At 43.2% G+C, this 24,928-nt stretch carries 20 protein-coding genes, 1 tRNA gene, 1 pseudogene and 1 riboswitch; of the genes and pseudogenes, 16 read left to right on the top strand and 6 right to left on the bottom strand.

Annotated elements, in window-relative coordinates; genetic code table 11:
- Window positions 1-84: 84 nt before the first annotated feature.
- A tRNA-Asn gene (locus tag AB6C75_RS07815) sits at window positions 85-160 on the bottom strand.
- Window positions 161-669: 509 nt separating this feature from the next.
- On the opposite strand from AB6C75_RS07815, the gene uvrB reads away from it, so the two are divergent.
- From uvrB to luxU, 3 genes are all read left to right on the top strand, one after another.
- Entirely contained in the window at window positions 670-2,700 is a 2,031-nt protein-coding gene (gene uvrB / locus AB6C75_RS07810) for an excinuclease ABC subunit UvrB (RefSeq protein ID WP_017103578.1), read from the top strand.
- A 302-nt stretch (window positions 2,701-3,002) separates the two neighbouring features.
- Entirely contained in the window at window positions 3,003-4,391 is a 1,389-nt protein-coding gene (gene luxO, locus AB6C75_RS07805; protein WP_371709720.1) for a quorum-sensing sigma-54 dependent transcriptional regulator LuxO, read from the top strand.
- A gap of 24 nt (window positions 4,392-4,415) precedes the next feature.
- Window positions 4,416-4,760 carry a quorum-sensing phosphorelay protein LuxU gene (gene luxU, locus AB6C75_RS07800; RefSeq protein ID WP_372107509.1) on the top strand — a complete coding sequence of 115 codons (345 nt, stop codon included), beginning with the start codon at window positions 4,416-4,418 and terminating at the stop codon, window positions 4,758-4,760.
- Between the two features lie 90 nt (window positions 4,761-4,850).
- Here luxU and AB6C75_RS07795 read toward each other — a convergent pair whose 3' ends face one another.
- The gene (locus tag AB6C75_RS07795; RefSeq protein WP_135381346.1) at window positions 4,851-5,738 is read right to left on the bottom strand and encodes a YvcK family protein; all 888 of its coding nucleotides are present in this window, start codon (window positions 5,736-5,738) and stop codon (window positions 4,851-4,853) included.
- Window positions 5,739-5,932: 194 nt separating this feature from the next.
- Window positions 5,933-6,085: riboswitch (molybdenum cofactor riboswitch) on the top strand.
- Between AB6C75_RS07795 and moaA the strand changes: the two genes are divergently transcribed.
- The 11 genes from moaA (at window position 6,074) to AB6C75_RS07740 (ending at window position 16,417) form a co-directional block, all read left to right on the top strand.
- Entirely contained in the window at window positions 6,074-7,063 is a 990-nt protein-coding gene (gene moaA / locus AB6C75_RS07790) for a GTP 3',8-cyclase MoaA (protein WP_029223023.1), read from the top strand. Its footprint overlaps the riboswitch before it by 12 nt.
- 90 nt (window positions 7,064-7,153) lie before the next feature.
- The gene (gene moaB / locus AB6C75_RS07785) at window positions 7,154-7,666 is read left to right on the top strand and encodes a molybdenum cofactor biosynthesis protein B (protein WP_010437177.1); all 513 of its coding nucleotides are present in this window, start codon (window positions 7,154-7,156) and stop codon (window positions 7,664-7,666) included.
- Window positions 7,667-7,678: 12 nt separating this feature from the next.
- Window positions 7,679-8,158: a cyclic pyranopterin monophosphate synthase MoaC gene (gene moaC, locus AB6C75_RS07780; protein WP_004734026.1), complete on the top strand. Its 480-nt coding sequence runs from the start codon at window positions 7,679-7,681 to the stop codon at window positions 8,156-8,158.
- Window positions 8,155-8,400: a molybdopterin synthase sulfur carrier subunit gene (moaD, locus tag AB6C75_RS07775; protein ID WP_009848640.1), complete on the top strand. Its 246-nt coding sequence runs from the start codon at window positions 8,155-8,157 to the stop codon at window positions 8,398-8,400. The genes moaC and moaD overlap by 4 nt, the downstream gene beginning before the upstream one ends.
- A 2-nt stretch (window positions 8,401-8,402) precedes the next feature.
- Window positions 8,403-8,876 carry a molybdopterin synthase catalytic subunit MoaE gene (gene moaE / locus AB6C75_RS07770; RefSeq protein WP_122046997.1) on the top strand — a complete coding sequence of 158 codons (474 nt, stop codon included), beginning with the start codon at window positions 8,403-8,405 and terminating at the stop codon, window positions 8,874-8,876.
- Between the two features lie 660 nt (window positions 8,877-9,536).
- Complete coding sequence (locus AB6C75_RS07765) at window positions 9,537-11,168, top strand: ABC transporter substrate-binding protein (protein WP_372107508.1); 1,632 nt, start codon at window positions 9,537-9,539, stop codon at window positions 11,166-11,168.
- Between the two features lie 111 nt (window positions 11,169-11,279).
- Window positions 11,280-12,200, top strand: coding sequence for an oligopeptide ABC transporter permease OppB (oppB, locus tag AB6C75_RS07760; RefSeq protein WP_012603542.1), 921 nt, complete (start codon window positions 11,280-11,282; stop codon window positions 12,198-12,200).
- A gap of 15 nt (window positions 12,201-12,215) precedes the next feature.
- On the top strand, window positions 12,216-13,118 hold the full coding sequence (gene oppC, locus AB6C75_RS07755) for an oligopeptide ABC transporter permease OppC (protein ID WP_009848636.1): 903 nt from the start codon (window positions 12,216-12,218) through the stop codon (window positions 13,116-13,118).
- A gap of 42 nt (window positions 13,119-13,160) precedes the next feature.
- Complete coding sequence (locus AB6C75_RS07750) at window positions 13,161-14,132, top strand: ABC transporter ATP-binding protein (protein ID WP_017078105.1); 972 nt, start codon at window positions 13,161-13,163, stop codon at window positions 14,130-14,132.
- Entirely contained in the window at window positions 14,129-15,115 is a 987-nt protein-coding gene (gene oppF, locus AB6C75_RS07745) for a murein tripeptide/oligopeptide ABC transporter ATP binding protein OppF (protein WP_372107507.1), read from the top strand. Before AB6C75_RS07750 ends, oppF begins: the two co-directional genes overlap by 4 nt.
- A 354-nt stretch (window positions 15,116-15,469) precedes the next feature.
- Entirely contained in the window at window positions 15,470-16,417 is a 948-nt protein-coding gene (locus AB6C75_RS07740) for a glutathione S-transferase family protein (protein ID WP_372107506.1), read from the top strand.
- Window positions 16,418-16,450: 33 nt separating this feature from the next.
- On the opposite strand, the gene AB6C75_RS07735 is transcribed toward AB6C75_RS07740, so the two are convergent.
- The 4 genes and pseudogenes from AB6C75_RS07735 to AB6C75_RS07720 all read right to left on the bottom strand — a co-directional run bounded on the left by AB6C75_RS07735 (window position 16,451) and on the right by AB6C75_RS07720 (window position 22,750).
- On the bottom strand, window positions 16,451-17,854 hold the full coding sequence (locus AB6C75_RS07735) for a putative bifunctional diguanylate cyclase/phosphodiesterase (protein ID WP_372107510.1): 1,404 nt from the start codon (window positions 17,852-17,854) through the stop codon (window positions 16,451-16,453).
- A gap of 126 nt (window positions 17,855-17,980) precedes the next feature.
- A pseudogene (locus AB6C75_RS07730) lies at window positions 17,981-18,934 on the bottom strand (cache domain-containing protein); the annotation flags it as partial.
- A 307-nt stretch (window positions 18,935-19,241) separates the two neighbouring features.
- Window positions 19,242-21,407, bottom strand: coding sequence for a phosphate acetyltransferase (pta, locus tag AB6C75_RS07725; protein ID WP_371701323.1), 2,166 nt, complete (start codon window positions 21,405-21,407; stop codon window positions 19,242-19,244).
- Between the two features lie 146 nt (window positions 21,408-21,553).
- Window positions 21,554-22,750 (bottom strand): acetate kinase, encoded by a 1,197-nt coding sequence (locus AB6C75_RS07720; protein WP_017099050.1) that lies wholly within the window; start codon window positions 22,748-22,750, stop codon window positions 21,554-21,556.
- A gap of 341 nt (window positions 22,751-23,091) precedes the next feature.
- On the opposite strand from AB6C75_RS07720, the gene yfbV reads away from it, so the two are divergent.
- Together yfbV and AB6C75_RS07710 are read left to right on the top strand one after the other, a co-directional pair.
- Complete coding sequence (gene yfbV / locus AB6C75_RS07715) at window positions 23,092-23,544, top strand: terminus macrodomain insulation protein YfbV (protein WP_017099049.1); 453 nt, start codon at window positions 23,092-23,094, stop codon at window positions 23,542-23,544.
- Window positions 23,545-23,852: 308 nt separating this feature from the next.
- Window positions 23,853-24,818 (top strand): ABC transporter substrate-binding protein, encoded by a 966-nt coding sequence (locus AB6C75_RS07710; protein ID WP_372107505.1) that lies wholly within the window; start codon window positions 23,853-23,855, stop codon window positions 24,816-24,818.
- The last annotated feature ends 110 nt before the right edge of the window (window positions 24,819-24,928 follow it).

Below are 24,928 nucleotides of genomic sequence, written 5' to 3'. Positions count from 1 at the left end.
TCCCAGCCAAATATCCGTTCAGGTTCAAGCAATAATGCTTATCCGAACGGCATTAAATCTTTCGATTGAGCTTTTTTCTGAATTTGGCTCCCCTTGCAAGACTTGAACTTGCGACATACGGATTAACAGTCCGCCGTTCTACCAACTGAACTAAAGGGGAATTGCTTGTTAGCGACGCGAATTTTAATAAGACTCCTATTTTCTGTCAATAAAAAATAGCAGAAAAAAATAAGATAAAAAACTTTACTTTCTTGAACGCCTTATCAGATTTAGCTTTGCTTTAGTTATCCACCAAAATTGTGGATAAGTATGTGCGTGAAACTTTAACAACAATAATTGGGATAAATCTGAAAATGTTAAAATCTGCGGTAACGTGATGTATTTAAAAGTTTTATATCGAAACATTACGATTGTATAACTTTTTAAGATTATAAAATAAACAGTAAAACAAGTGCTATTTTTAGATTTTTTGGGGAAAAGTAGTGGATTAAAAATCGAGTAATTTAGCTGAAGAGATCTTGCAGGGGCACGGATAATACCAAGTTCCAAAAATAAAAGCTATAACTGATATCTAATCTTAAGATGCATTTCTCTAGATAATAGTTGCAACGACACTCCTCCTAGAGTGACAATGACCTGATTAAATAAACAGTATGGAAATGGCGACCTATGAGTAAACTCTTTGACTTGGTATCGGACTACAGTCCGTCCGGTGACCAGCCGACGGCAATTACCAAATTACTAGATGGACTAGATTCTGGTTTGGCGCATCAAACTCTATTAGGGGTAACGGGCTCGGGTAAAACCTTTACGCTTGCCAATGTCATTTCCCAATCACAAAGACCTGCCATTCTGTTAGCACCGAATAAGACGTTGGCTGCTCAACTTTATGGTGAGATGAAATCCTTCTTTCCAAATAATGCCGTTGAGTACTTCGTATCTTACTACGATTACTACCAGCCTGAAGCGTATGTACCAACCACGGATACGTTCATTGAGAAAGATGCGTCGGTGAATGCTCATATCGAGCAGATGAGACTTTCGGCGACCAAGGCCTTATTAGAGCGAAAAGACGCCATCATTGTGGCTTCTGTATCGGCTATCTATGGTCTTGGTGATCCTAAATCGTATTTGAAAATGATGCTTCACTTGAGTCGTGGTGAGGTCATGGATCAGCGTGATATTTTGCGCCGTTTGGCGGAGCTACAATATTCAAGAAACGACGTCGCATTTGAACGAGGTCAATTCCGCGTGCGTGGTGAAGTGATTGATATCTTCCCGGCTGAATCTGACCAAGATGCCGTGCGAATTGAAATGTTCGATGATGAAGTGGATTGCATCAGTATCTTTGACCCACTAACTGGTGCGGTTAAGCAAAGAGACCTGCCTCGCTTTACGGTTTATCCAAAAACGCACTATGTCACTCCACGAGAGAAAATCCTTGAAGCGATTGAGAAGATTAAGGATGAGTTGCGTGATAGAGCTCAATATTTAAAAGACAATAATAAGCTTCTAGAAGAACAGCGTATCTCTCAAAGAACTCAGTTTGATATCGAGATGATGACCGAGCTTGGCTTCTGTTCTGGTATCGAAAACTATTCACGATACTTGAGTGGCCGTGCTGAAGGGGAAGCGCCTCCGACGTTATTTGATTACTTGCCTGATGATGGTCTGTTGATTATCGATGAGTCACACGTGACCGTGCCGCAAATTGGCGCCATGTATAAAGGTGACCGTTCGCGTAAGGAAACTCTAGTTGAGTTTGGTTTCCGTCTGCCTTCGGCATTGGATAACCGTCCAATGAAGTTTGAAGAATTTGAGTCTATAGCCCCGCAAACGATTTTTGTGTCGGCCACGCCAGGCAATTACGAAATCGAGAAATCAGATGGTGAGATTGCTGATCAAGTGGTGCGTCCTACTGGTTTGTTAGACCCAATTATCGAAGTAAGGCCTGTCGCGACTCAGGTTGATGACCTATTGTCTGAAATCAGAATACGTTCAGTGAAAGAAGAGCGTGTACTTGTCACGACGCTAACTAAGCGAATGGCAGAGGACTTAACTGAATACCTGAGTGAGCATGGCGTTAAAGTTCGTTACTTGCACTCTGATATCGATACCGTTGAACGCGTAGAAATTATCAGAGACCTACGTTTGGGCGAGTTTGACGTGTTAGTGGGCATTAACTTACTTCGAGAAGGTTTGGATATGCCGGAAGTATCGCTGGTGGCGATTCTTGATGCTGATAAAGAGGGCTTCTTACGTTCTGAGCGTTCTTTGATACAGACCATTGGCCGTGCAGCTCGTAATTTGGAAGGTCGAGCAATTCTATATGGTGACTCGATTACTAAGTCGATGAGAAAGGCGATTGATGAAACCGACCGTCGTAGAGAGAAACAGCAGGCTTACAACGAAGAGCAAGGTATCACGCCGCAAGCGCTTAAACGTAATATCAAAGACATTATGGAGTTGGGCGACCTGACCAAGTCGAAACAGCAGCGACAATCTAAGCAAGTTCCACTATCTAAGGTGGCAGAACCTTCTGAAAACTATGCAGTGCTTACGCCACAACAGCTCGATAAAGAGATCAGTAAACTGGAAGCGGCGATGTATCAGCATGCTCAGAATTTGGAATTTGAATTGGCGGCACAGAAGCGCGATGAAATTGAACAATTGAGAAAGCAGTTTATTTCTAATAGCTAACCTTACTTCTTACTTAAGGCGTTTATACCCATAAAATAAGAATTGAGAGTGCTTCAGACAAAAAAACAGCCAGTAGGAAACGTTCTACTGGCTTACGTTTGTGGACACTCTGTCCACTAACAACGTCAGTTGGCTAGGTGACCCGAAGGTCATTTAGATAACTGCATCGTTCGTGCCAAATAGATAACACATTGATTGTTTGAAGCAAGCAAACGAACACAGTATAAATAGTATGGTTAATTTGCATAATGCAAAGCGGAATGCGATTATAATAAGAAATGCAAATTATAAATGGCTAGGATATGCAATCAAAAACGTTAGATAACAAATCGAAGTATTTGTTAATGGTAGAAGATACCGCGTCGGTAGCAGCGTTATATCGATCGTATCTTACACCGCTCGAAATTGATATTAACATTGTTGGTACTGGCCGCGATGCAATCGAGAGTTTGAACCATCGAATCCCAGACCTCATTTTATTAGATCTACGCCTGCCCGATATGACGGGTATGGATGTACTGTTTGCTGTAAAACAAAAATATCCGGAAGTTCCCGTTATCTTCATGACTGCTCACGGCTCTATTGATACCGCAGTAGAAGCCATGCGACATGGTTCCCAAGATTTCCTTATCAAGCCGTGTGAAGCCGACCGACTTCGTATTACGGTGAACAACGCGATCCGCAAAGCCACTAAACTTAAAAATAGCTCGGAACATCCAGGAAATCAGAACTATCAAGGCTTTATTGGCAGTAGTCAAACCATGCAGCAGGTTTACCGAACGATCGATTCTGCCGCATCGAGCAAAGCCAGTATTTTCATCACAGGTGAAAGTGGTACCGGTAAAGAGGTATGTGCTGAAGCCATTCACGCTGCGAGTAAGCGTGGCGATAAGCCATTTATCGCGATCAACTGTGCAGCGATTCCTAAAGATTTGATTGAGAGTGAACTGTTTGGTCACGTTAAAGGGGCCTTTACTGGGGCGGCAACGGATCGACAAGGCGCGGCTGAACTTGCAGATGGTGGAACCCTGTTCCTCGATGAATTGTGCGAAATGGACTTAGAGCTGCAAACTAAGCTACTCCGCTTCATTCAAACTGGTACCTTTCAAAAAGTCGGCTCTTCGAAGATGAAGAGTGTGGATGTTCGTTTCGTATGTGCAACGAACCGCGACCCTTGGAAAGAAGTTCAAGAAGGTCGCTTTAGAGAAGATTTGTACTACCGTTTATATGTGATTCCATTGCATTTGCCGCCATTGCGTGAGCGTGGTGACGATGTCATCGAAATTGCATATTCACTGCTGGGTTATATGTCTGTCGAAGAAGGCAAGGCGTTCGTACGTTTTGCTGAAGAAGTACTCGATCGCTTTAATCAATATGAGTGGCCGGGGAACGTTCGTCAGTTACAAAATGTGTTGCGAAATGTAGTGGTACTGAATAATGGTAAAGAGATTACTCTCAATATGCTTCCACCGCCATTGAACCAACCAATTGAAAACAGTCTCCGTTTAAAAGAGAAGCAGAACGAAGACATCACGGTAAAAGATATTTTCCCATTGTGGATCACTGAGAAAACGGCTATCGAACAGGCCATCAAAGCGTGTGACGGTAACGTTCCTCGTGCGGCAGGTTTCTTGGATGTCAGTCCATCGACGATATACCGAAAATTGCAAACATGGAATGCGAAGCAGTAATCACCAAATAATAAGAAAAGAGCAATGATGATAATATTAAATCAGCAAAAAGTTGATGAGCTTGCCGGTGAAATAGGGCAAGAGAATGTCCCAGTGTTACTGGAAATATTTTTAGGTGAACTGAAGGGATACTACGAACATTTAGAGCTAAATAAAGAGTCAGACACATCTAAGTATTTAGCGGATATTAGCCATGCACTTAAGAGTAGTGCTGCGAGCTTTGGTGCGGACTCTTTGTGTAGTTTCGCGATTAGCCTAGATGCAAAAGTGAAACAAGCGCTGCCAATGACAGGGGTCGACTTTCAAGGTATGCAGGATATTTTGTTATCCACCTACCAAGAGTACCAGCAGTTAATGACAGAGCTTTAACGCTCTAAAGTGGTCAGTCATCAATGAACTTAAAAAGGAGCATCGTGCTCCTTTTTGTTTTTGTTTGGTAAATAGATTCAGAAAACCGAGTTAAACCAACTGATCCCTAATTGCTTGTTGGAGTTTTACGCGGTCGTGTCTCCAATCTCTATTTGGAGAGGCAAGGTCAGCAGTCACGCAATTCCATAGCCCTTCAAGTTCCGGATGGGGCGCGTTACCCAATACAATGTCGATTTTTCTTGTCTTGCAGGTACGTTCACACCACTCCAATTGTTCTTGTAGCGTCATTTTCCCTGCAGGTCCATGCTCTGGCGACAGGTTTTCAACGAAGATAACCTTGGCTTTAGTATTATCTGCGATCGCTTTACCAATCTCTGGCAGTAGAAGGGGCGGCATAACACTGGTTAGAAAACTTCCCGGACCAAGCACGATACAGTCTGCTTGTTCGACAGCTGCAACGGCTTCTCTGGTCGCAGGCACTTCTGGAGACAAGTCCATCATGCGCAGTTTTTCTGTCATGTCATCAACGTTGGTTTCGCCGGTTACCCAACGGCCGTCCATTGATAAAGCGGTGAGATCGGAAGGGTGTTCCGTCATTGGTACAATATTTACATCGACCTTAAGCATGTTACGAATCAGGTTGATTGCTTCCAGTGGGCGAACAGAAAGGTTGTCTAGCGCAGTAAGCATCAGGTTTCCGAGGTTGTGACCATCGAGTTCACCTTGACCGCGAAATCGGTATTCGAACATCATCGAACTGATCGAAGGCTCGGTGATTAGCTGGTTGATACAGTTACGAGTATCACCCCAAGCGATGCCACCTTGGCAATCTCGAATACGCCCGGTTGATCCACCGTTATCTGTGGTTGCAACAATGCCTGTCGCATTGCTACCAAAGTCTTTTAATGCCGCAAGCATACGACCTAAGCCGTGACCACCACCAATTGCGACCACTTTTTTTGAAGAGTAAATGTTCATTTTTTGTTCTTGTTAGATTATTACCAACTATAATTTAGGTTAAATGCTTCTCGTCAGATACTCAACAAGAGTTATTTTGAGGGTTTGATACGTTTTTTTTGCCGATGTGACTCGTTTTTTGTCATCAAAGCTAGATTCACGTACAAATATTAAGTATTTTATTACTCAGCTACTGCGCGTGTGAATATAAAGCGCAGTTGCCATAACTCCGAGCTCTCGCATGCTAAGTCGCACAGTGGTATTTGCTGTACCGATACGCATCAAGAGCCAGTGACATGTTGTCACAAGGGCTTAATTGGAAATGATTATGCCTCCCGTGTTTGGAAAGGTGTTCCGTGGCGCAACAATTCGAAGATAGATTCCATCGCAAGTTTTATTACTTGCGCTTGTCGGTTACAGACGTCTGTAACTTTAAATGTACTTACTGCTTGCCAGATGGTTATAAACCGTCAGGGCAAAAAAACTCGTCTTTTTTAAGTGTTCCTGAGATCAAACGCGTTGTTAAAGCGTTTGCTGATTGTGGTACCTCAAAGATCCGCATTACTGGCGGAGAGCCGAGTCTGCGTAAAGACTTTCCTGAAATCATACATACCGTTGCTTCTACTCCAGGCATTGAAAAAGTAGCCACCACAACGAATGGCTACCGCATGGAGAAACAAGTAGGGCAATGGCGTGATGCTGGTTTAACCCATATAAACGTGAGCGTGGATAGCTTAGATTCGCGCATGTTCCATCAGATCACTGGTGAGAACAAGTTTACTGAGGTTATGCGAGGTATTGATAAAGCGTTTGAGGTTGGCTTTGAACAAGTCAAAGTCAACGTTGTATTAATGAAAGACCTCAACAGTCAGGAATTACCAGCCTTCCTTAATTGGATCAAAGACAAACCTATTCAATTACGTTTTATCGAGCTGATGAAAACCGGCGAGATGGACGAGTTGTTCGATAAACACCATGTGTCTGGCGTTGCGATTCGCAACCAGCTTATTGCTAATGGTTGGCTGTTAAAAGTCAAAGCCGTTAATGATGGCCCTGCGCAAGTGTTTGTCCACCCAGACTACCAGGGTGAAATTGGTTTGATCATGCCTTACGAGAAAGACTTTTGTGAGAGTTGTAACCGACTGCGTGTTTCTGCGACCGGTAAACTTCACTTATGTCTGTTTGGCGACCATGGTGTTGAACTGAGAGATCTGATTCAAGAAGATCAACAAGAGCAAGAGCTCATTGATCGAATTCAGGCTCAGCTTCAAACCAAGTCCGTTAGTCACTTCTTACATGATGGCAACAGCGGCATGACTCCAAATTTGGCGTCAATCGGCGGTTAACCCGCTATATACTCTAAAGCATTTTATCGCTCAGCTTCTTTAAGCTGGGCGAATAAGTCTAATAATTAAAAAATTTATATAGGTGAACAAATGGGTCACGCAGAAAGCAAATTCCAAGCAGCAAACATCGCAGTACTAACGGTTTCAGATACTCGTACAGAAGAAAATGACACGTCAGGTGGTTACCTAGCTGAGCACGCTAAGGAAGCTGGTCACAACGTGGTTGATAAGCAAATTGTTATCGATGACATGTACAAGATCCGTGCGATCGTATCTCAGTGGATTGCTGATGACAGCGTCCAAGCGATCATGATCACGGGCGGTACGGGTTTCACTTCTCGTGACAGCACCCCAGAAGCACTTAAGCCACTGTTCGACAAAGAAGTAGAAGGCTTTGGTGAGCTATTCCGCCAAGTGTCTTACGAAGAGATCGGTACTTCGACGATTCAATCGCGTGCAATCGCGGGTTTTGCTAACCACACGGTTATCTTTGCGATGCCAGGTTCTACAGGTGCGTGCCGTACAGGTTGGACTAAGATCATTAAGCAACAGATGGATGCTAGCCACCGTCCTTGTAACTTCATGCCACATCTTTCTGTATAAGGTGGTTTGAGCATGAGCCAATTTACTCACATTAACGCGTCTGGTGAAGCGAACATGGTCGATGTGTCGGCTAAAGCGGAAACTGTACGCGAAGCGAGAGCGGAAGCTTTCGTTCAAATGTCAGCAGAAACGCTAGAACTGATTGTTTCTGGTAGCCACCATAAGGGTGATGTTTTTGCGACGGCACGTATTGCTGGCATCCAAGCAGCGAAGAAGACGTGGGACTTGATTCCACTGTGTCACCCTCTACTACTAACTAAAGTAGAAGTGCAGCTAGAAGCTATCGAGTCTGAAAACAAGGTTCGCATTGAATCTGTTTGTAAACTTGCGGGTAAGACGGGCGTTGAGATGGAAGCGCTTACGGCTGCTTCCGTTGCTGCGCTAACGATTTACGATATGTGTAAAGCTGTTCAAAAAGACATTGTTATCGAAAATGTACGCCTGTTAGAGAAGACGGGTGGTAAATCTGGTCACTTCAAGGTGGAATCATGATTACTGTACTGTTCTTTGCTCAAACTCGTGAACTTGTCGGTGTCGATAGCCTAGAAGTCGATGCACAATTCAATACTATTGAAGCGATTCGCAGCCACCTTGTAACACAAGAAGGCAAATGGGATATCGCATTGGAGGAGGGCAAACTTCTGGCTGCACTTAACCAATCAATCGTACCTTTGACAACTGAAGTGAAAGACGGCGATGAAGTGGCTTTCTTCCCACCTGTTACTGGAGGTTAGCCATGAACGACTCTCGAGTTATTGATCCAAGAGTACTAGTTACGGCAGAAGATTTTTCTGTGGGTGACGAATACGATTATCTAGCTCAAGGCACAGCTGCAGGAGCGGTAGTGACGTTTGTTGGTAAAGTTCGCGACATGAACCTTGGCGACAACGTGATTGGTTTGTCTCTAGAGCACTATCCGGGTATGACAGAGAAGTCGCTGAGCGAGATCTGTGATCAAGCTGAAGCGCGCTGGCCTATTCAGAAGATGCGAGTGATTCACCGTGTTGGTGATCTAGATATCGGTGACCAGATTGTTTACGTTGGTGTATCCAGTGCGCACCGAGGGGCTGCCTTCGAAGCGTGTGAGTTTGTTATGGACTTCCTCAAAACTAAAGCGCCGTTTTGGAAAAAAGAACGTACCACTGAAACAACTCGCTGGGTTGATTCTCGCGATTCTGATACCAAAGCTGCAGAGCGCTGGGAAAAGTAAATTATCCCAAATAATGTTTCGTCCTTAACGTGATAACGCATTTCAGGTTAGGACTTAGGTAATAAGGCCGACGTTGAACGTCGGTTTTTTTGTGCGTGCAACAAAGTCATTTATAAAAAATAGGGTATTTATTAAATGATTAGTCATTCAAGTTGCATATAAATTCTTTGGCTTATTTTTTCTGTACTGGTGCAGCTCTGCATCTGTTTTGGTGCAGTGCATTATGCTGTTTTGTATAAAGTGATAACCCTCACAAATAGTACAGTCTATTTAGGGGATATGTGATGTGCACTTAGATTTAATGTGGCATTAATGTTAACTTATCAAAGATGTTCTAGCATAAGATGCTAAAAAAAAGTATCAATACAGATACATCAACACTAAAGGCTGTTATTTAATAAATCCCTATGTGTAACTCACTATTCATTAGGATTTTATTAGATATTTACACTGATACCTTGAGTATTTCGGAGAATTATCCGATTTTTTGCGACTTGTTTATGGCAAATTACTTCAATGGTTGATAGTGTGTGCCTCAATCTTTGTAAGGTTTTAGATTTTTATGCTTATATTTTAAGCTAAATAAATCTAAATCACTGCCGTTCAGTGAACTTAGCAAAGAAGTCATGGATGCAATACGAAAAACTTGGAGTTTATTAAATGTACAAGAATAAAATCACTCAGGCCCTTCTTCTCGGTGCTGGTTTGGCAGTGGCTGCCACTTCTACTCTTTCTATCGCTGCTGAAGTTCCAGCAGGTACAGAACTAGCAAAAGTTCAGGAACTTGTTCGCGGTAACGGTACTGAAGTTGCGACTATCGACCCACACAAATCTCAAGGTGTACCAGAATCTCACGTAATTCGTGATCTTCTAGAAGGTCTAGTGAACCAGGACGGTGAAGGTAATACTATCCCTGGTGTTGCTGAGAGCTGGGAAACGACAGACAACAAAACATTCACTTTCCACCTACGCAAAGATGCAAAATGGTCTAACGGCGATCCTGTAACAGCTGAAGATTTTGTTTACAGCTGGAAACGTGCAGTTGATCCTGCCACTGCTTCTCCATACGCTTGGTACATGGAATATACCAAGATGGTGAATGCGAAAGACATCGTAGCGGGTAAGAAAGACAAGAGTGAACTCGGCGTTAAAGCTGTAGATGCAAACACACTTGTTGTTGAATTAGAAACAGCGGTACCATACTTCGTAATGATGATGGGCCACACAACAGTGAAGCCAGTACACAAAGCAACTGTTGAAAAATTCGGTGACCAATGGACCAAGCCGGGTAACTTCGTAGGTAACGGCGCATTCTCTGTTGATAAGTGGGTTGTTAACGAACGTCTAGTTCTAAAGCGTAACGACCAATACTGGAACAACGATAAAACTGTTCTAAACAAAGTAACCTTCCTACCAATCGAAAACCAAGTTGCGGAAATGAACCGTTTCCTATCTGGTGAAATCGACTTCACAAATGAACTTCCAACTGAGCACTTCAAGCGTCTTAAGAAAGAGCACGCAGAAGACGTATCTGTAGCAGGTAACTTGTGTACTTACTACTACATCTTCAACACGAAGAAAGCTCCATTTGATGACGTTCGCGTACGTAAGGCTATCTCTTACGCAATTGACCGTGACATCGTGACTGGCGCTATCTTAGCGCAAGGTCAAAAACCAGCGTATTTCCTGACGCCTGAAATCACAGCGGGCTTCGATCCTGAGCTTCCTCAGTACGGTACAATGTCTCAAAAAGAACGTAACGTAGAAGCGGCTCGTCTTCTTGAAGAAGCGGGTTACGGCAAAGACAATCCACTAAACTTCAACCTACTTTACAACACTTCTGAAAACCACAAGAAGATTGCTGTAGCACTAGGTTCTATGTGGAAGAAAACACTGGGTCTTAAAGTTACACTTGAAAACCAAGAGTGGAAAACTTACCTATCTTCTAAAGATTCTGGTGACTTCGAAGTAGCTCGTGCTGGTTGGTGTGGTGACTACAATGAAGCGTCGTCATTCCTTACGCTAATGAAGAGTAACAACACTACCGGTGGTGTTCACTACGACAGCGCGGCTTACGATAAAATCATTGATAAAGCACTGAACTCGACTTCAGAAGAAGAGCGTAAAGCACTTTATCTTGAAGCTGAGGCGCTAATGGCTAACGATATGCCTATCGCACCTATCTATCAATACGTGAAATCACGTCTACTAAATCCGCACGTTGGTGGCTTCCCTACGAACAACGCGGAAGATAAGATCTTCTCGAAAGACTTATACATCAAGGCTCAATAAGCTTCGATTCTAAAAAGTTAATATAACTATAACGATACAGACACTACATGCGCAGGGCGCGCATGTAGCGTCTTTCTAATTTTAATTGTCACAGACTGAAAGAGTGAGTTTATGCTTAAATTCATTATGAAAAGGATATTTGAAGCGATTCCAACGATGTTGGTGTTGATCACTATATCTTTCTTTCTCATGCGTTTCGCACCGGGTAACCCGTTTTCAAGCGAGCGTCCATTACCGCCAGAAGTTATGGCTAACATCGAAGCTAAATACGGCTTAGATAAACCAGTATTTGAACAGTACACCACGTACTTAACCAACATCCTTCAGGGTGATTTTGGTCCATCTTTCAAATATCAAGATTACACAGTAAATGAGCTGATTGCTGTAGCACTTCCAGTATCTGCGAAGGTAGGCTTCGTTGCCTTTATCTTTACGCTAATTATGGGGGTCACCGTCGGTACTATAGCCGCGTTGAAGCACAATACCTGGGTCGACTACACCATAATGTCGACAGCCATGCTCGGGGTGGTGATGCCATCCTTCGTGTTGGCACCAGCGCTTATTTACCTTTTCTCCCTGCACTGGAATATATTCCCAGCAGGTGGTTGGCATGGCGGCACCTTCGCGTACATCGTGCTACCTGTTATTGCGATGTCTCTTCTATATGTAGCTACCTTTGCTCGTATCACTCGCGGTAGCATGATTGAAACTCTAAACAGTAACTTTATCCGTACTGCTCGTGCTAAAGGTCTGAGTTACCGTTATATCGTTCTTAAACATGCGCTTAAGCCAGCAATGCTACCTGTTGTTTCATATATGGGGCCTGCGTTCGTAGGTATCATCACAGGTTCAGTTGTTGTTGAAACCATCTTCGGTCTACCGGGAATCGGTAAGCTGTTTGTTAACGCCGCGTTTAACCGTGACTACTCGTTAGTAATGGGTGTAACCATTTTGATTGGTTTCCTATTCATCTTGTTCAACGCTATCGTTGATATTTTACTAGCGCTTATTGACCCGAAAATTCGCTACTAGCAGGGACGCATGGTTATGTTGAAGAAAAAAGAAAACTTAGAAGCGATCGAAAAATTCTCTGAGAATTTGGAAATTGAAGGTCGTAGTTTGTGGCAAGATGCGCGTATTCGTTTTATGCGCAACAAAGCGGCAATGATCAGTCTGTTCATTCTAATTATCATGGTGCTTTCGGTAATCTTCTTACCTATGTTGGCGCAGCATGCTTACGATGATACTGACTGGTACGCAATGCACGTAGGCCCAAATGCGGATCACTGGTTTGGTACCGACAGTTTAGGTCGAGACTTATACGTTCGTACGATGATCGGCGGCCGTATTTCTCTTATGGTTGGTGTGATGGGTGCATTTGTAGCGGTACTGATTGGTACGCTTTATGGTGCAGCTTCCGGTTTCATTGGCGGTCGTACTGACCGAGTGATGATGCGTATCCTAGAGATCTTGTACGCAGTACCATTCATGTTCCTTGTGATCGTATTGGTAACATTCTTTGGTCGTAATATTGTACTTATCTTTGTTGCTATCGGTGCGATTGCTTGGCTCGATATGGCGCGTATTGTACGTGGCCAAACGTTGAGTTTACGTAGTAAAGAGTTCATTGAGGCTGCGCACGTATGTGGTGTCAGTAAATGGAAAATCATTACACGTCATATCGTACCGAACGTATTGGGTATTGTTGCGGTTTACTCAACGCTCCTTATTCCAAGCATGATCCTTACTGAATCATTCTTATCTTTCCTTGGTCTTGGTGTTCAAGAGCCTATGACAAGTTGGGGCGCGCTGTTACAAGAAGGCTCGCAAACAATGGAAGTTGCTATTTGGCAACTGGCATTCCCAGCGGCATTCATGGTAGTTACGCTGTTCTGCTTTAACTACGTAGGTGATGGTCTGCGCGACGCGCTTGATCCAAAAGACAGATAAAGAAATAGCAATTAAAAGCTATAAAAGATTAAGGAAGCAATAATGAGCTTATTAGATGTCAAAGATCTGCGCGTCGAATTTACCACGCAAGATGGTATCGTAACCGCAGTAAACGACCTGAACTTCTCACTCAATCAAGGCGAAACGCTGGGTATTGTTGGTGAGTCGGGTTCGGGTAAATCTCAAACGGTATTTGCACTGATGGGACTGCTGGCTAAGAACGGCATCATCTCAGGCAGTGCAAAGTTTGAAGGTAATGAGATTCTCAATCTACCTGAGAAAGCACTGAACAAAGTTCGCGCTGAACAGATCGCGATGATCTTCCAAGATCCAATGACGTCACTGAATCCTTACATGAAAGTATGTGATCAGTTGATGGAAGTTCTTATGCTGCATAAAGGCATGGGCAAAGCGGAAGCGTTCGAAGAATCAGTACGTATGCTGGAAGCGGTGAAAATCCCTGAAGCACGTAAACGTATTACCATGTATCCACACGAATTTTCTGGCGGTATGCGTCAACGTGTGATGATTGCAATGGCTTTGCTGTGTCGTCCTAAATTGCTTATCGCTGATGAACCAACAACGGCACTGGATGTAACCATTCAAGCGCAAATCATGGAATTGCTGAACGAACTTAAAGATGAGTTCAATACGGCAATCATCATGATCACCCATGATTTGGGTGTTGTTGCTGGCTCATGTGACAAAGTACTGGTGATGTACGCAGGTCGTACAATGGAATATGGCACGGTTGATGAAATCTTCTACGAGCCAAGCCACCCTTATGCGGAAGGCCTGCTTAAAGCGATTCCTCGTTTGGATACCGAAGGTGAAATTCTACCGACGATTCCAGGTAACCCACCTAACTTACTTCGCCTACCAACAGGTTGTCCTTACCAAGACCGCTGTCACCGTGTAATGGACCGTTGTAAGCAAGAAGCACCGATTTTACAGCCATTTGCTAAAGACCGTCAGCGTGCTTGTTTTTCAGATTGGGAGACTTGGACAAAATGAGTAAAGAATTACTATTAGATATTAAAGACCTAAAAGTTCACTTTAGCATTGCGGCTAAGTCTGCTTGGCCTTGGGCGAAACCATCAAACCTTAAAGCCGTTGATGGTGTGGATGTTCATCTGTACGAAGGCGAAACGCTAGGTGTAGTAGGTGAGTCTGGCTGTGGTAAATCAACATTTGCGCGCGCAATTATTGGTTTAGTTGAGGCAACTGAAGGCGAAGTTATGTGGTTAGGTCAAGACCTGACTAAGATGCAGGAAGTGAAACGTCGTGAGACTCGTAAAGAGATTCAGATGATCTTCCAAGACCCATTAGCATCGCTTAACCCACGTATGTCAGTCGGGGACATCATTGCTGAGCCTCTAGAGACTTTCTATCCAGAGCTTTCTAAACAGGAAGTGAAAGATCGCGTTAAAGAGATGATGGCAAAGGTTGGTCTACTACCCAACGTAATCAACCGTTACCCACATGAATTCTCTGGTGGCCAGTGTCAACGTATCGGTATCGCGCGTGCACTTATCTTGAAACCTAAGATGATCATCTGTGATGAGCCGGTTTCTGCTCTGGATGTCTCTATCCAAGCTCAAGTAGTTAACCTTCTTATGGAACTACAGAAAGAGTTGGGTTTGTCTTTGGTATTCATCGCGCACGATTTGTCGGTTGTTAAACACATTTCTGACCGTGTATTGGTGATGTACTTAGGTAATGCTGTTGAGCTAGGTGAATCAGATGCCTTGTTCTCAGATCCTAAGCACCCATATACCAAAGCATTGATGTCTGCAGTTCCAATTCCAGACCCTCGCTTAGAGCGCAGCAAAACGATTCAGATGTTGGAAGGTGATTTACCATCGCCAATCAACCCACCATCGGGTTGTGTGTTCCGTACTCGTTGCCCTGAAGCAACCGAGGCCTGCGCGCAAACCAAGCCAACCATTCAAGGCGATGACGTACACGCAGTATCTTGCTTGCACGTACAAGTCTAGAACCCGTTTGATACGGTTCAGCCTGTGACAGGCTTAAGCGCAACTTTTTATAGGTTGCGCTTTTTTTATGCTTACGTATTCGAGGATCTTCACCTTCATCAAATTATTTGAACAACTAAGCCAACTTCTTCTAGTTTTGAAAAAGTTGGCTTTTTTTATACTAATACCAATCGTAGTAAATAACTGCTCATCCTAGCTTGTTAAAACGCTCGATAACGGCGTTAGAATTTTTGATTGTAGAATAACTACTAACAGAAAAATTCTTCCTTGTTCTCAAGCCTTTTCTCTGCGCTATTTCTGAACATTTACTTACTGTGATTGGTATAAAAAATTTTGGATGACAGAGGTTTGGATATGGGCAAGTTAGTTGAAGGTGTTTGGCATGATGTTTGGTACGACACCAAAGAAAGTGGTGGCAAGTTTGTTCGTGAAGATGCAGGCTTTCGTCACTGGGTAGAGAATAAAGCGTCCGCGCAGTTTCAGCCTGAAAGCGGCCGTTATCACTTGTACGTATCATTGGCTTGCCCTTGGGCGCACCGCACCCTTATCTTCCGAGAGCTTAAAGACCTAACCGATCACATTGACGTGACGGTGGTTTGCCCAGACATGATGAGTGATGGTTGGCAAATGGGGTTACCTGAACCTCTGTTCGGCCATACGCGCATGCATCAAATCTACACTCAAGCCAAACCTGACTACTCGGGTAGAGTGACGGTGCCTGTGTTGTGGGATAAAAAGACTAACACCATTGTGAGTAACGAGTCGTCTGAGATTATCCGTATGTTTAACTCAGAGTTTAATGAACTGACAGGCAACACCGATGATTACTATCCGTGGGAACTGGCAAAGAAGATTGATGAGTGGAATGACTATATCTACCCAAACATTAACAACGGTGTGTACCGAACGGGCTTTGCAACGACACAAGAAGCCTACGAAGAAGCGTATGATGCGTTATTTGAAGCCTTAGACAAAGTAGACGCTCACCTTAGCGAACATCGCTATTTAGCGGGTAACGAGATTACAGAAGCGGATTGGCGCTTGTTTACCACTCTGGTTCGATTTGATGCCGTTTATGTTGGGCACTTTAAGTGTAATAAGCAGCGAATTTCAGACTACGTCCATATTCAGGGCTACTTAAAAGAGCTCTACCAGTTCGAAGGCATTAAAGAGACGACCGATTTTTATCACATCAAGCGCCACTATTATTACAGCCATACAGGCATTAATCCGACTCAAGTTGTCCCCAAAGGGCCTTACCTTGATTTAGAGTCACCCCATAAACGCAGTTATTTAATTTAACTTACCGGAATATAGGGTCAGGCTGATATCGAATTACACTTCAAAGGCTTCTCTTTGATTTTGTAGCTCTAGATACTTAACGAGGTCTGTTGCGCTTACCGGACGTGAGTAGTAGTAGCCCTGAACTGCGCTACAGTACAATTGCTTAATAGACTGCAACTGTGTTTGAGTCTCAATACCTTCCACGACCAAGTCGAAATTGAAAATACTTGCTAGAGAAGTAATCGCTTCAACCAGTGCAAATTGCCTCTCATCGGTATCAATAGTATCTATAAATGATTTATCTATCTTGATCTCATTGATCGGCAGGGAGGCAATATAGCTTAATGATGAATAACCCGTACCGAAATCGTCGATGGAAACTTGCATACCTAGTGCTTGGAAGCGGTTCATTACCCGCGTGACGGCTTGCAGATCTTCAACTAGTACACTTTCTGTAATCTCAATTTTGATCTTGGCTGGTGTAAATGCGTATTTGGCAGCAAGCTCTGAGAAGCGTTCAACCAAGTTATGCTGAGTAAACACTGCTGGAGATAGGTTGATAGACAACGATAGAGAGACCCCCTGCTTACTATTGATATTGCTAATATGGCGCATGCTAGTTTCAGCGACAAAGAACGTAATGTCATTAATTATATTCGTTTTTTCCGCCATGCTGATAAATACGTCAGGTGGAATAAATCCTAACTTTTTGTTTTGCCAACGACAGAGCGCTTCTACCCCTAACACTACACCTGAATGTACGTCGACTTGAGGTTGATAGTGAACGTACAGTTCTTCGTTATTTAAAGCAGAATTAAGCGCGTTCTCAATCTCGAGTTTACTGTGAATATCATCAGAAATAGACTCGTTAAATAATTGAATAATGCCTTTGCTTGTACGTTTCGCGAAATAGAGTGCCATATCAGCTTTAGAGATTAACATTTCTATATTGTCAGCATGATCGGGGGATAAGGATACGCCGATGCTTGTCTTAATTGATAGGCTTTCCCCTTTGATATTGTATGAGCGTTCGATTGCCTGCTTAATCTTGTTAAGAATTGGTGTCAAAGATTCAGCTGTCGGTAGATTGTCTATAATCGCAATAAACTCATCACCGCCAAAACGGAAATACATTTCATTCGGCTCAGTTAAATGTTGTAGAGTTTGAGCAATGTTTTTGAGCAGTTGATCCCCATAGCCATGACCATGAGCGTCGTTAATATTTTTAAAATCATCTAGGTCGATAAAAAGTACAGCGATTTTAGTCGTATTTTGTATGTTTCTTTCTTGTATGACCGCAAAGCTCTCTTTTAATGCAGTTCGGTTGTAAAGACCGGTGAGTGAGTCGTGGTGAGCCAAGTAAGAGAGTTCTTTACGGTTCTGCTCTAGTTTATGGAAGTCATGTTTAATTCTGTTTTGGAAGGTAGTAAAACGTCGTGCGATGGCATTACCCATATAGAAACTAATGACCAGCAAAGTTAGGAAGCTTGCTGCACTATAAATGATGAGTTCAATCGTATCGTGCTTTAGTGATTCTTCGGTGACCAGTTTGTGTGCGATAGAGTATTGTTCAATGGCTTGGGTATAAGCACTACCAACGATATACCACTCCCAGTCTGGAATTTTTGCTACATAGTTAATGGTGTCTTGCGAACGATTGTTAGCCAACCCGTTATCGAGGCTGATAAATCGTTCTTGGAGTGAATTAGTTGAGTTTTGACTTTGAATAATTAACTGAAATGTAGGATGTTTTGACCCAATGAGTTCTTGCGACTCGTGCGCCAAAAATACGCCTTGCTTGTCGAGTACGAAAAGCTGATCAGAACCAGGAAGCGTTAAGTTTTTCAGCCAATTTAATGATTGTTGTTTTAGGTCACTTTCAACATCAACGACATAATCACCGGAGCTTATAACCCAGTCTAGTGGTTCAAAGTAGACAGAATATCCAATTTTTTCGTACTCTGTCTTGTTATCACCTGGTTTGTGAAACCACCACCTATAAAAGCTTGTTTTCTTCTCTAGTGACAGTTTGACCATTTCTGTGACTATGGGAGTGCCTCGCGTATCTTTAAGCGTGGAAAGGTCCTGTCCTTCGAGGTGGGGCTAGAATGGGTGCATGATGCCTTTAGCTTGGCGATCAACAATAAAAAGGTAACCACGATCACTATTGAAGCGAATGTCTTTTAACGCACTTTTAATGATGGATTCGATTATTTCTCTTGGCTGTGATCTGTTGTCTTCGTAGAGACGAGTAGAGATTCGATGTGCTTCTTCTAATCGTTCTTTTACGACTTGTTTTAGTTCTGACTCGGTGGTTGATTTTAAATAGAGAACTTGGCTTTTTGCTACGTCGACTTGGCTTTTAAGCAATTGTTTGTGCTGATCTTTAAATAGTTGCTCAGCTCTAACTAATTGTTTTTGGTTAGACAGGTGTGAGTTGTACAGAAATGAAGAAATTAGTACGAGTGAAAAAAGTGCGATAAAGCTAACTGGGAGCCATTTGATCAACGTGATCAGCCGAGTATCTGACGTCATAGTGTTATGAAATACAAAGAAGTTTATTTATTATGTAAAATAATATAACAAAACAAATCATCATTGCGAAGAATAAAAACGTCAAAGATCGCACTTTTCAGATAAACGTACGGTAGGTTAATAATAGAAAGGAAAGAAAAAGACAACTTGATAAATCAGTGGTTTAGCTAAAAGTGAAAATACAGTTATTGGGTGGCGTACGAATAGAGCGAGGTTTGTCATTTCGACCAATTTTCGACGATAAAAAGCCCATGCAAATTGCATAGGCTTTGATACTTTTAAAGCATTTAAGAACGAGAAAATGTAATTAGTTAATTACTTTTTCTTCAGCTTGAGCTGCTTGGTCTGCTTGGATAGCCGTTAGAGCTACAGTGTAAACGATATCGTCTACTAGAGCGCCACGTGACAAGTCATTTACTGGCTTGCGCATACCTTGAAGCATTGGACCGATAGACACTAGATCTGCTGAACGCTGTACCGCTTTGTAAGTCGTGTTACCCGTGTTTAGGTCTGGGAATACGAATACTGTCGCTTTACCTGCAACTGGAGAGTTTGGCGCTTTAGAAGCGGCTACGTTTTCCATGATTGCTGCGTCGTACTGAAGAGGACCGTCGATCACAAGATCAGGACGTTTCGCTTGAGCAAGTTTGGTTGCTTCACGTACTTTATCTACGTCTGCACCTTTACCAGATTCACCAGTAGAGTAAGAGATCATAGCAACGCGTGGGTCGATACCGAATGCCGCAGCAGAATCTGCAGATTGGATAGCGATTTCAGCAAGCTGTTCAGCTGTTGGATCTGGGTTGATCGCACAGTCACCGTATACCAGAACTTGATCAGGTAGAAGCATGAAGAAGATTGAAGATACGATAGAAGCATCGGGTGCTGTCTTGATGATCTGGAACGGAGGAACGATTGTGTTCGCCGTAGTGTGAACAGCACCAGAAACTAGGCCGTCAACTTCACCAGCTTCAAGCATCATAGTACCTAGGAATACTGAATCGTCTAGCTTCTCACGAGCGACAACTTCAGTCATACCTTTAGCGCCACGAAGTTCTACTAGACGAGCTACGTAGTTTTCGCGAACTGATGCAGAGTCGATGATCTCAACGCCAGCGCCTAGCTCAACACCTTGTTGTGCAGCAACACGACGGATTTCTTCAGGGTTACCTAGAAGTACACACGTTGCGATACCGCGCTCAGCACAGATAGCCGCAGCTTTAACTGTACGTGGCTCGTCACCTTCAGGAAGAACGATGCGCTTAGCCGCTTTACGAGCAAATTCAGTTAGCTGGTAACGGAATGCTGGTGGGCTTAGACGACGGATGCCTTGAGTACCTTCAGATAGAGAATCAATCCAAGGGCCATCAATGTGGCTTGCAACGTGATCGTTAACGAACTCGATACGCTCTTTATCGTCTGCAGGAACTTCTAGGTTGAAGCTCTGTAGGTTTAGAGACGTCTGCCAAGTGTTACCTTGAGCTTTGAAGATCGGTAGACCTGAAGCGAATGCTGGTGCACAAAGGTTAGCAATACTTTCTGGAATGTCGTAACCGCCAGTCAGTAGGATTGCGCCAATCTCAACACCGTTTTTCGCAGCAAGAGCCGCAGCAACGATAACGTCAGGACGGTCTGCAGAAGTTACTAGCAGTGAACCTGGCTTGAAGTGCTCAATCATGTGCGGTAGAGAACGTGCACAGAAAGTGATGCTCTTAATACGACGAGTTGAGATTTCACCTTCGTTAACGATTTCAGCGTTAAGGTGCTTAGCCATATCAACCGCACGAGTTGCGATTAGGTCGATGCTCCATGGCACACAGCCAAGAACACGGATAGGGCTAGAATTGAAGATTTGCATTACTTCAAGGTTCGCTTGCTGAGCGCTGTCTGCATCATCAAAGATTTCAGATAGGTCAGGGCGAGTACGACCAGCTTCATCAACAGGAGCATTAAGCTTGTTGATGATTACGCCTTTGATATTCTTGTTTTTTGTACCGCCGAAGTTAGAACATGCTACTTCGATACGCTCTTTAAGTTGCGTAGGGTTGTCAGTACCAGGAGTCGCAACGAATACGATCTCTGCGCCAAGCGTTTTTGCGATTTCTGCGTTCACTTGGTTTGCAAACGGGTGCTTACGAGTAGGGACTAGGCCTTCGATTAGCGTTACTTCAGCGTCTTTGTTGATTTTGTTGTATTGCTCAACAACAGATTCAAGAAGTACATCCATTTTTTCACTACCGATCAACGCTTCAGCTTTAGTCATCGCAATTGGTTCACCAATCTTGATGTCGCTGTTTGTGCTAATGATAGTTGATGTTAGATCTGGTTGATCGCCACCGCTACGAGGTTGAGCGATTGGTTTGTAGAACGAAACACTTACGCCTTTGCGCTCCATCGCGCGAAGAACACCCATGCTTACACTAGTAAGACCAACACCAGCGCTTGTAGGGATAAGCATAATAGTACGGGACATTGAGGAGTACCTTTAACTATTGGAATGAAAAAAGCTCAACTCCTGTTCCTACCAACATTTATATAGGGGTAGGAATAAAAGTTGAGCCCCATTTTTCTTAGATAAAAATCTGACTAGCGTCGAGTGAAGCTAGTCAGAAAATTCGATTAAAGACCTGCTAGTTCAGCTGTATCTTCTGCAATCACTAGCTCTTCATTAGTAGAGATAACCATTGCTGGTACACGGCTGTTTTCAGTCGTGATAGTACCTTCGCCGCCGAAACGAGCTTTAAGGTTAGCTGCGCTATCTACTTCGATACCGAAGAATGCAAGACGGTTAAGAACCATTTCACGGATTGGCGCTGAGTTTTCACCGATGCCACCAGTGAATACGATAGCGTCAAGGCGACCTTCTAGGGTTGCAGTGTAGCTTGCAACGTATTTAGCTAGACGGTGACAGAATACGTCCATTGCACGAGTAGCTTCTTCTTTCTCGCCGTAGTTGTCTTCAACGAAACGACAGTCAGAAGTTACTTGAGTTAGACCTTGTAGGCCAGACTCTTTAGTGAACATTGTGTTGATTTCATCAACGCTCATGCCAAGTTTGTCATGTAGGTGGAACATAACAGCAGGGTCAAGGTCGCCACAGCGAGTACCCATTACAAGACCTTCAAGAGGAGTAAGGCCCATAGAAGTATCTACAGATTGGCCATTCTTGACTGCACAAACAGATGCGCCGTTACCTAGGTGACAGTTAATGATGTTAACTTCTTCAATAGGTTTGTCTAGAAGCGTGGCACACTCACGAGTAATAAATAGGTGAGATGTACCATGTGCACCGTAACGACGAATACCGTGATCTGTGTATAGGTTGTATGGAAGCGCGTATAGGTAAGCTTCTTCTGGCATTGTCGTGTGGAAAGCAGTATCAAATACAGCAACGTTTTTTAGTGCTGGGAATGATTTTTGAGCTGCTTTAATACCGATAAGGTGCGCAGGGTTGTGAAGAGGAGCGAAAGTCGCTGCATCTTCGATACCTTTAATTACTTCATCAGTGATTAGTGCTGATGAAGTAAAGTTTTCACCACCATGCACAACACGGTGACCGATTGCTGCAAGGTTTTCAGAAAGTTCTGGCTTAGAAGCAAGAATAGTTTCTACCATGAAGGCTAGTGCTTCTTCGTGTGCTGCGCCATTACCTAGTTGAGCTTCGTGTTTACCATCAAGTTTCCACTTGATACGAGCTTCAGGAAGATGCAGACATTCTGCAAGACCTGTTAGATGCTCGTCACCAGATACTGCGTCAACTACAGCAAATTTAAGAGAAGAACTACCACAGTTTAAAACTAAAACTAGCTTAGACATTAATGACTACCTGTTTATTTTTCTGATCGAAATCAGTTAAGGATGAAAATTAATCTCAAGAATAGTCGAAGCACATAGGCTTGCGTACTAACCTTGGTCAAAAAAACGTTAATTTCCGTATAAAGTGAAAGCGCTCTTTATCAAAAAGAGGCTTGTGCATTCCTTGCAGAAGTCTTCTCAAAGTTGCTTAAATTGTAAATAAGGGCAACAATGAGATTGAGGCCTGCAAATAATAGCGATATTGTGCAAATATAACAAAAAAATTTGAAAGAATATTATTTTTCGTCAAATTTTTGTGTTTTTAGTTGATGATTTCAACTTTTTTTTAATGGGAGACTCATATGAGCAATAGAGTTGGTTTAGCTAGTAGTTTAAAAGATGGCCAAAAGTACATGGATCTCTGGCCCGTCCGAAAAGAGTTAAACGCGATCTTCCCAGAACAGCGCATTATTAAAGCGACCCGTTTTGGCGTGAAAGTGATGCCTGCGATTGCTGCTATTAGTGTTCTTACACAAATGGTCTTTAATAATTACCAAGCGATGCCACAAGCTGTGGTCATGGCTTTGTTTGCAATCAGCTTACCGCTTCAAGGCATGTGGTGGTTAGGTAATCGCTCAAACACACAACTTCCACCTGCGCTAGTCTCGTGGTATCGCGAACTTCATGAGAAGATCACTGAAACGGGTTTTGCGTTAGAGCCAATGAAGTCGCGCCCTCGTTATAAAGAATTGGCGATCATTTTAAATCGCGCATTTCGTCAGCTAGATAAATCCTCAATGGAACGTTGGTTCTAATGAGTTTCAACTCTCCTCTTGTCTGAGAGCAACTATTCTTCATTGATGGTTTGTTCTCAGGTTTGACTTTAATATTTTCACTTCGTTTTTATTCATCTCGCTCCCCTCATTCCTTTTTTCTCTTACTACTCATGTAGTTTCTTACCTTTCAAATTCTGCCTCTCGCTATTTCACGCATTTTTCGAGCCTTGTTGTGTTTTTGTTAAATATAACTTCAAGTTATCAATGGTTATTGTTAATAATATCAATAGTGATGTTGTTCTCTTTGAGCGAGCAATAACGAGTAGAGCTTGATTCAGGGAGCGATAATGAGTTCTGTAAAAAAGGTATTGGCAGCGGTCGTAAGTTGTCTGTTGTTGCTATGGACAAGCAATGTAATGGCGAATGTTGCCAAAGTTTCGGTTTCACAAGTTATTGACCATCCAGATCTGAATGCAACACGTCTAGGGCTTCTTGAAGGATTAAGAGCTAAAGGTTATGAACCTGGTAAGAACTTAGAGTTTTCTTATGAAATGGCGGACGGAAATCCAGCGCAAGCCGCCAAAATTGCCAGAGAGCTTGTCAGTGAAAATCCTCATGTATTGGTTGGTATTGCAACACCGACTTCACAAGCCCTAGTTTCGGCGACTCGCTCTATTCCTATCGTGTTTACTGCGGTTACCGATCCTATCGGCGCTAGGCTAGTCAAACAACTGGAAAAGCCGGGACGAAATGTCACAGGCCTTTCTGACTTATCACCTATTTCCCAACATGTATCTCTTATTAAAGAGCTACTCCCCAATGCAGTTTCAGTCGGTGTGGTTTATAACCCAGCAGAGGCAAATGCTGTTGCTTTAGTAGGGCTGTTAAAGCAGGCAACACGAGACTTTGGCTTTACTTTGCATACTGAAAAAGCGTTGACCATCGATGATGTAGAAGAAAAAACAGCATCCGTGGCTAAGAGATCTGATGTTATCTACGCACTAACTGATAACACGGTGGCAAGCGGTATCGAAGGACTTATAAATGCTGCAAACCAAACTGGCACACCCGTGGTTGCAGGAGCAACGTCTTATGTTGGCAAGGGAGCAATCGCTGGATTAGGTCTAGATTACTATGACGTCGGGGTGCAGACCGCTGATTATGTGGCCGCTATTTTGAACGGACAAAAACCAGGGAAGTTGAATGTCAAAACAGCTCAAAGCTCTCAGTTGGTAGTTAACCTAGATGCCGCTCGTATGCTTGGTTTGACGCTACCTAAGTCTGTGGTTGATCGTGCGATAGTCAGTCGTTAATAGGTATTTACATCAAAAAAATCATGTTTGATAAGTCACTTTGTTAACAGGGACTTAAACCATCATAATGAACAACATTAGTCGACTCTCACCATTAGCTGCGATCTATT

Source organism: Vibrio sp. 10N.237.312.B06, assembly GCF_041464685.1.
Classification (GTDB): domain Bacteria; phylum Pseudomonadota; class Gammaproteobacteria; order Enterobacterales; family Vibrionaceae; genus Vibrio; species Vibrio tasmaniensis_A.
Note: the sequence above shows the minus strand (reverse complement) of the source record. Positions and strands in the feature narration are given on the sequence as shown.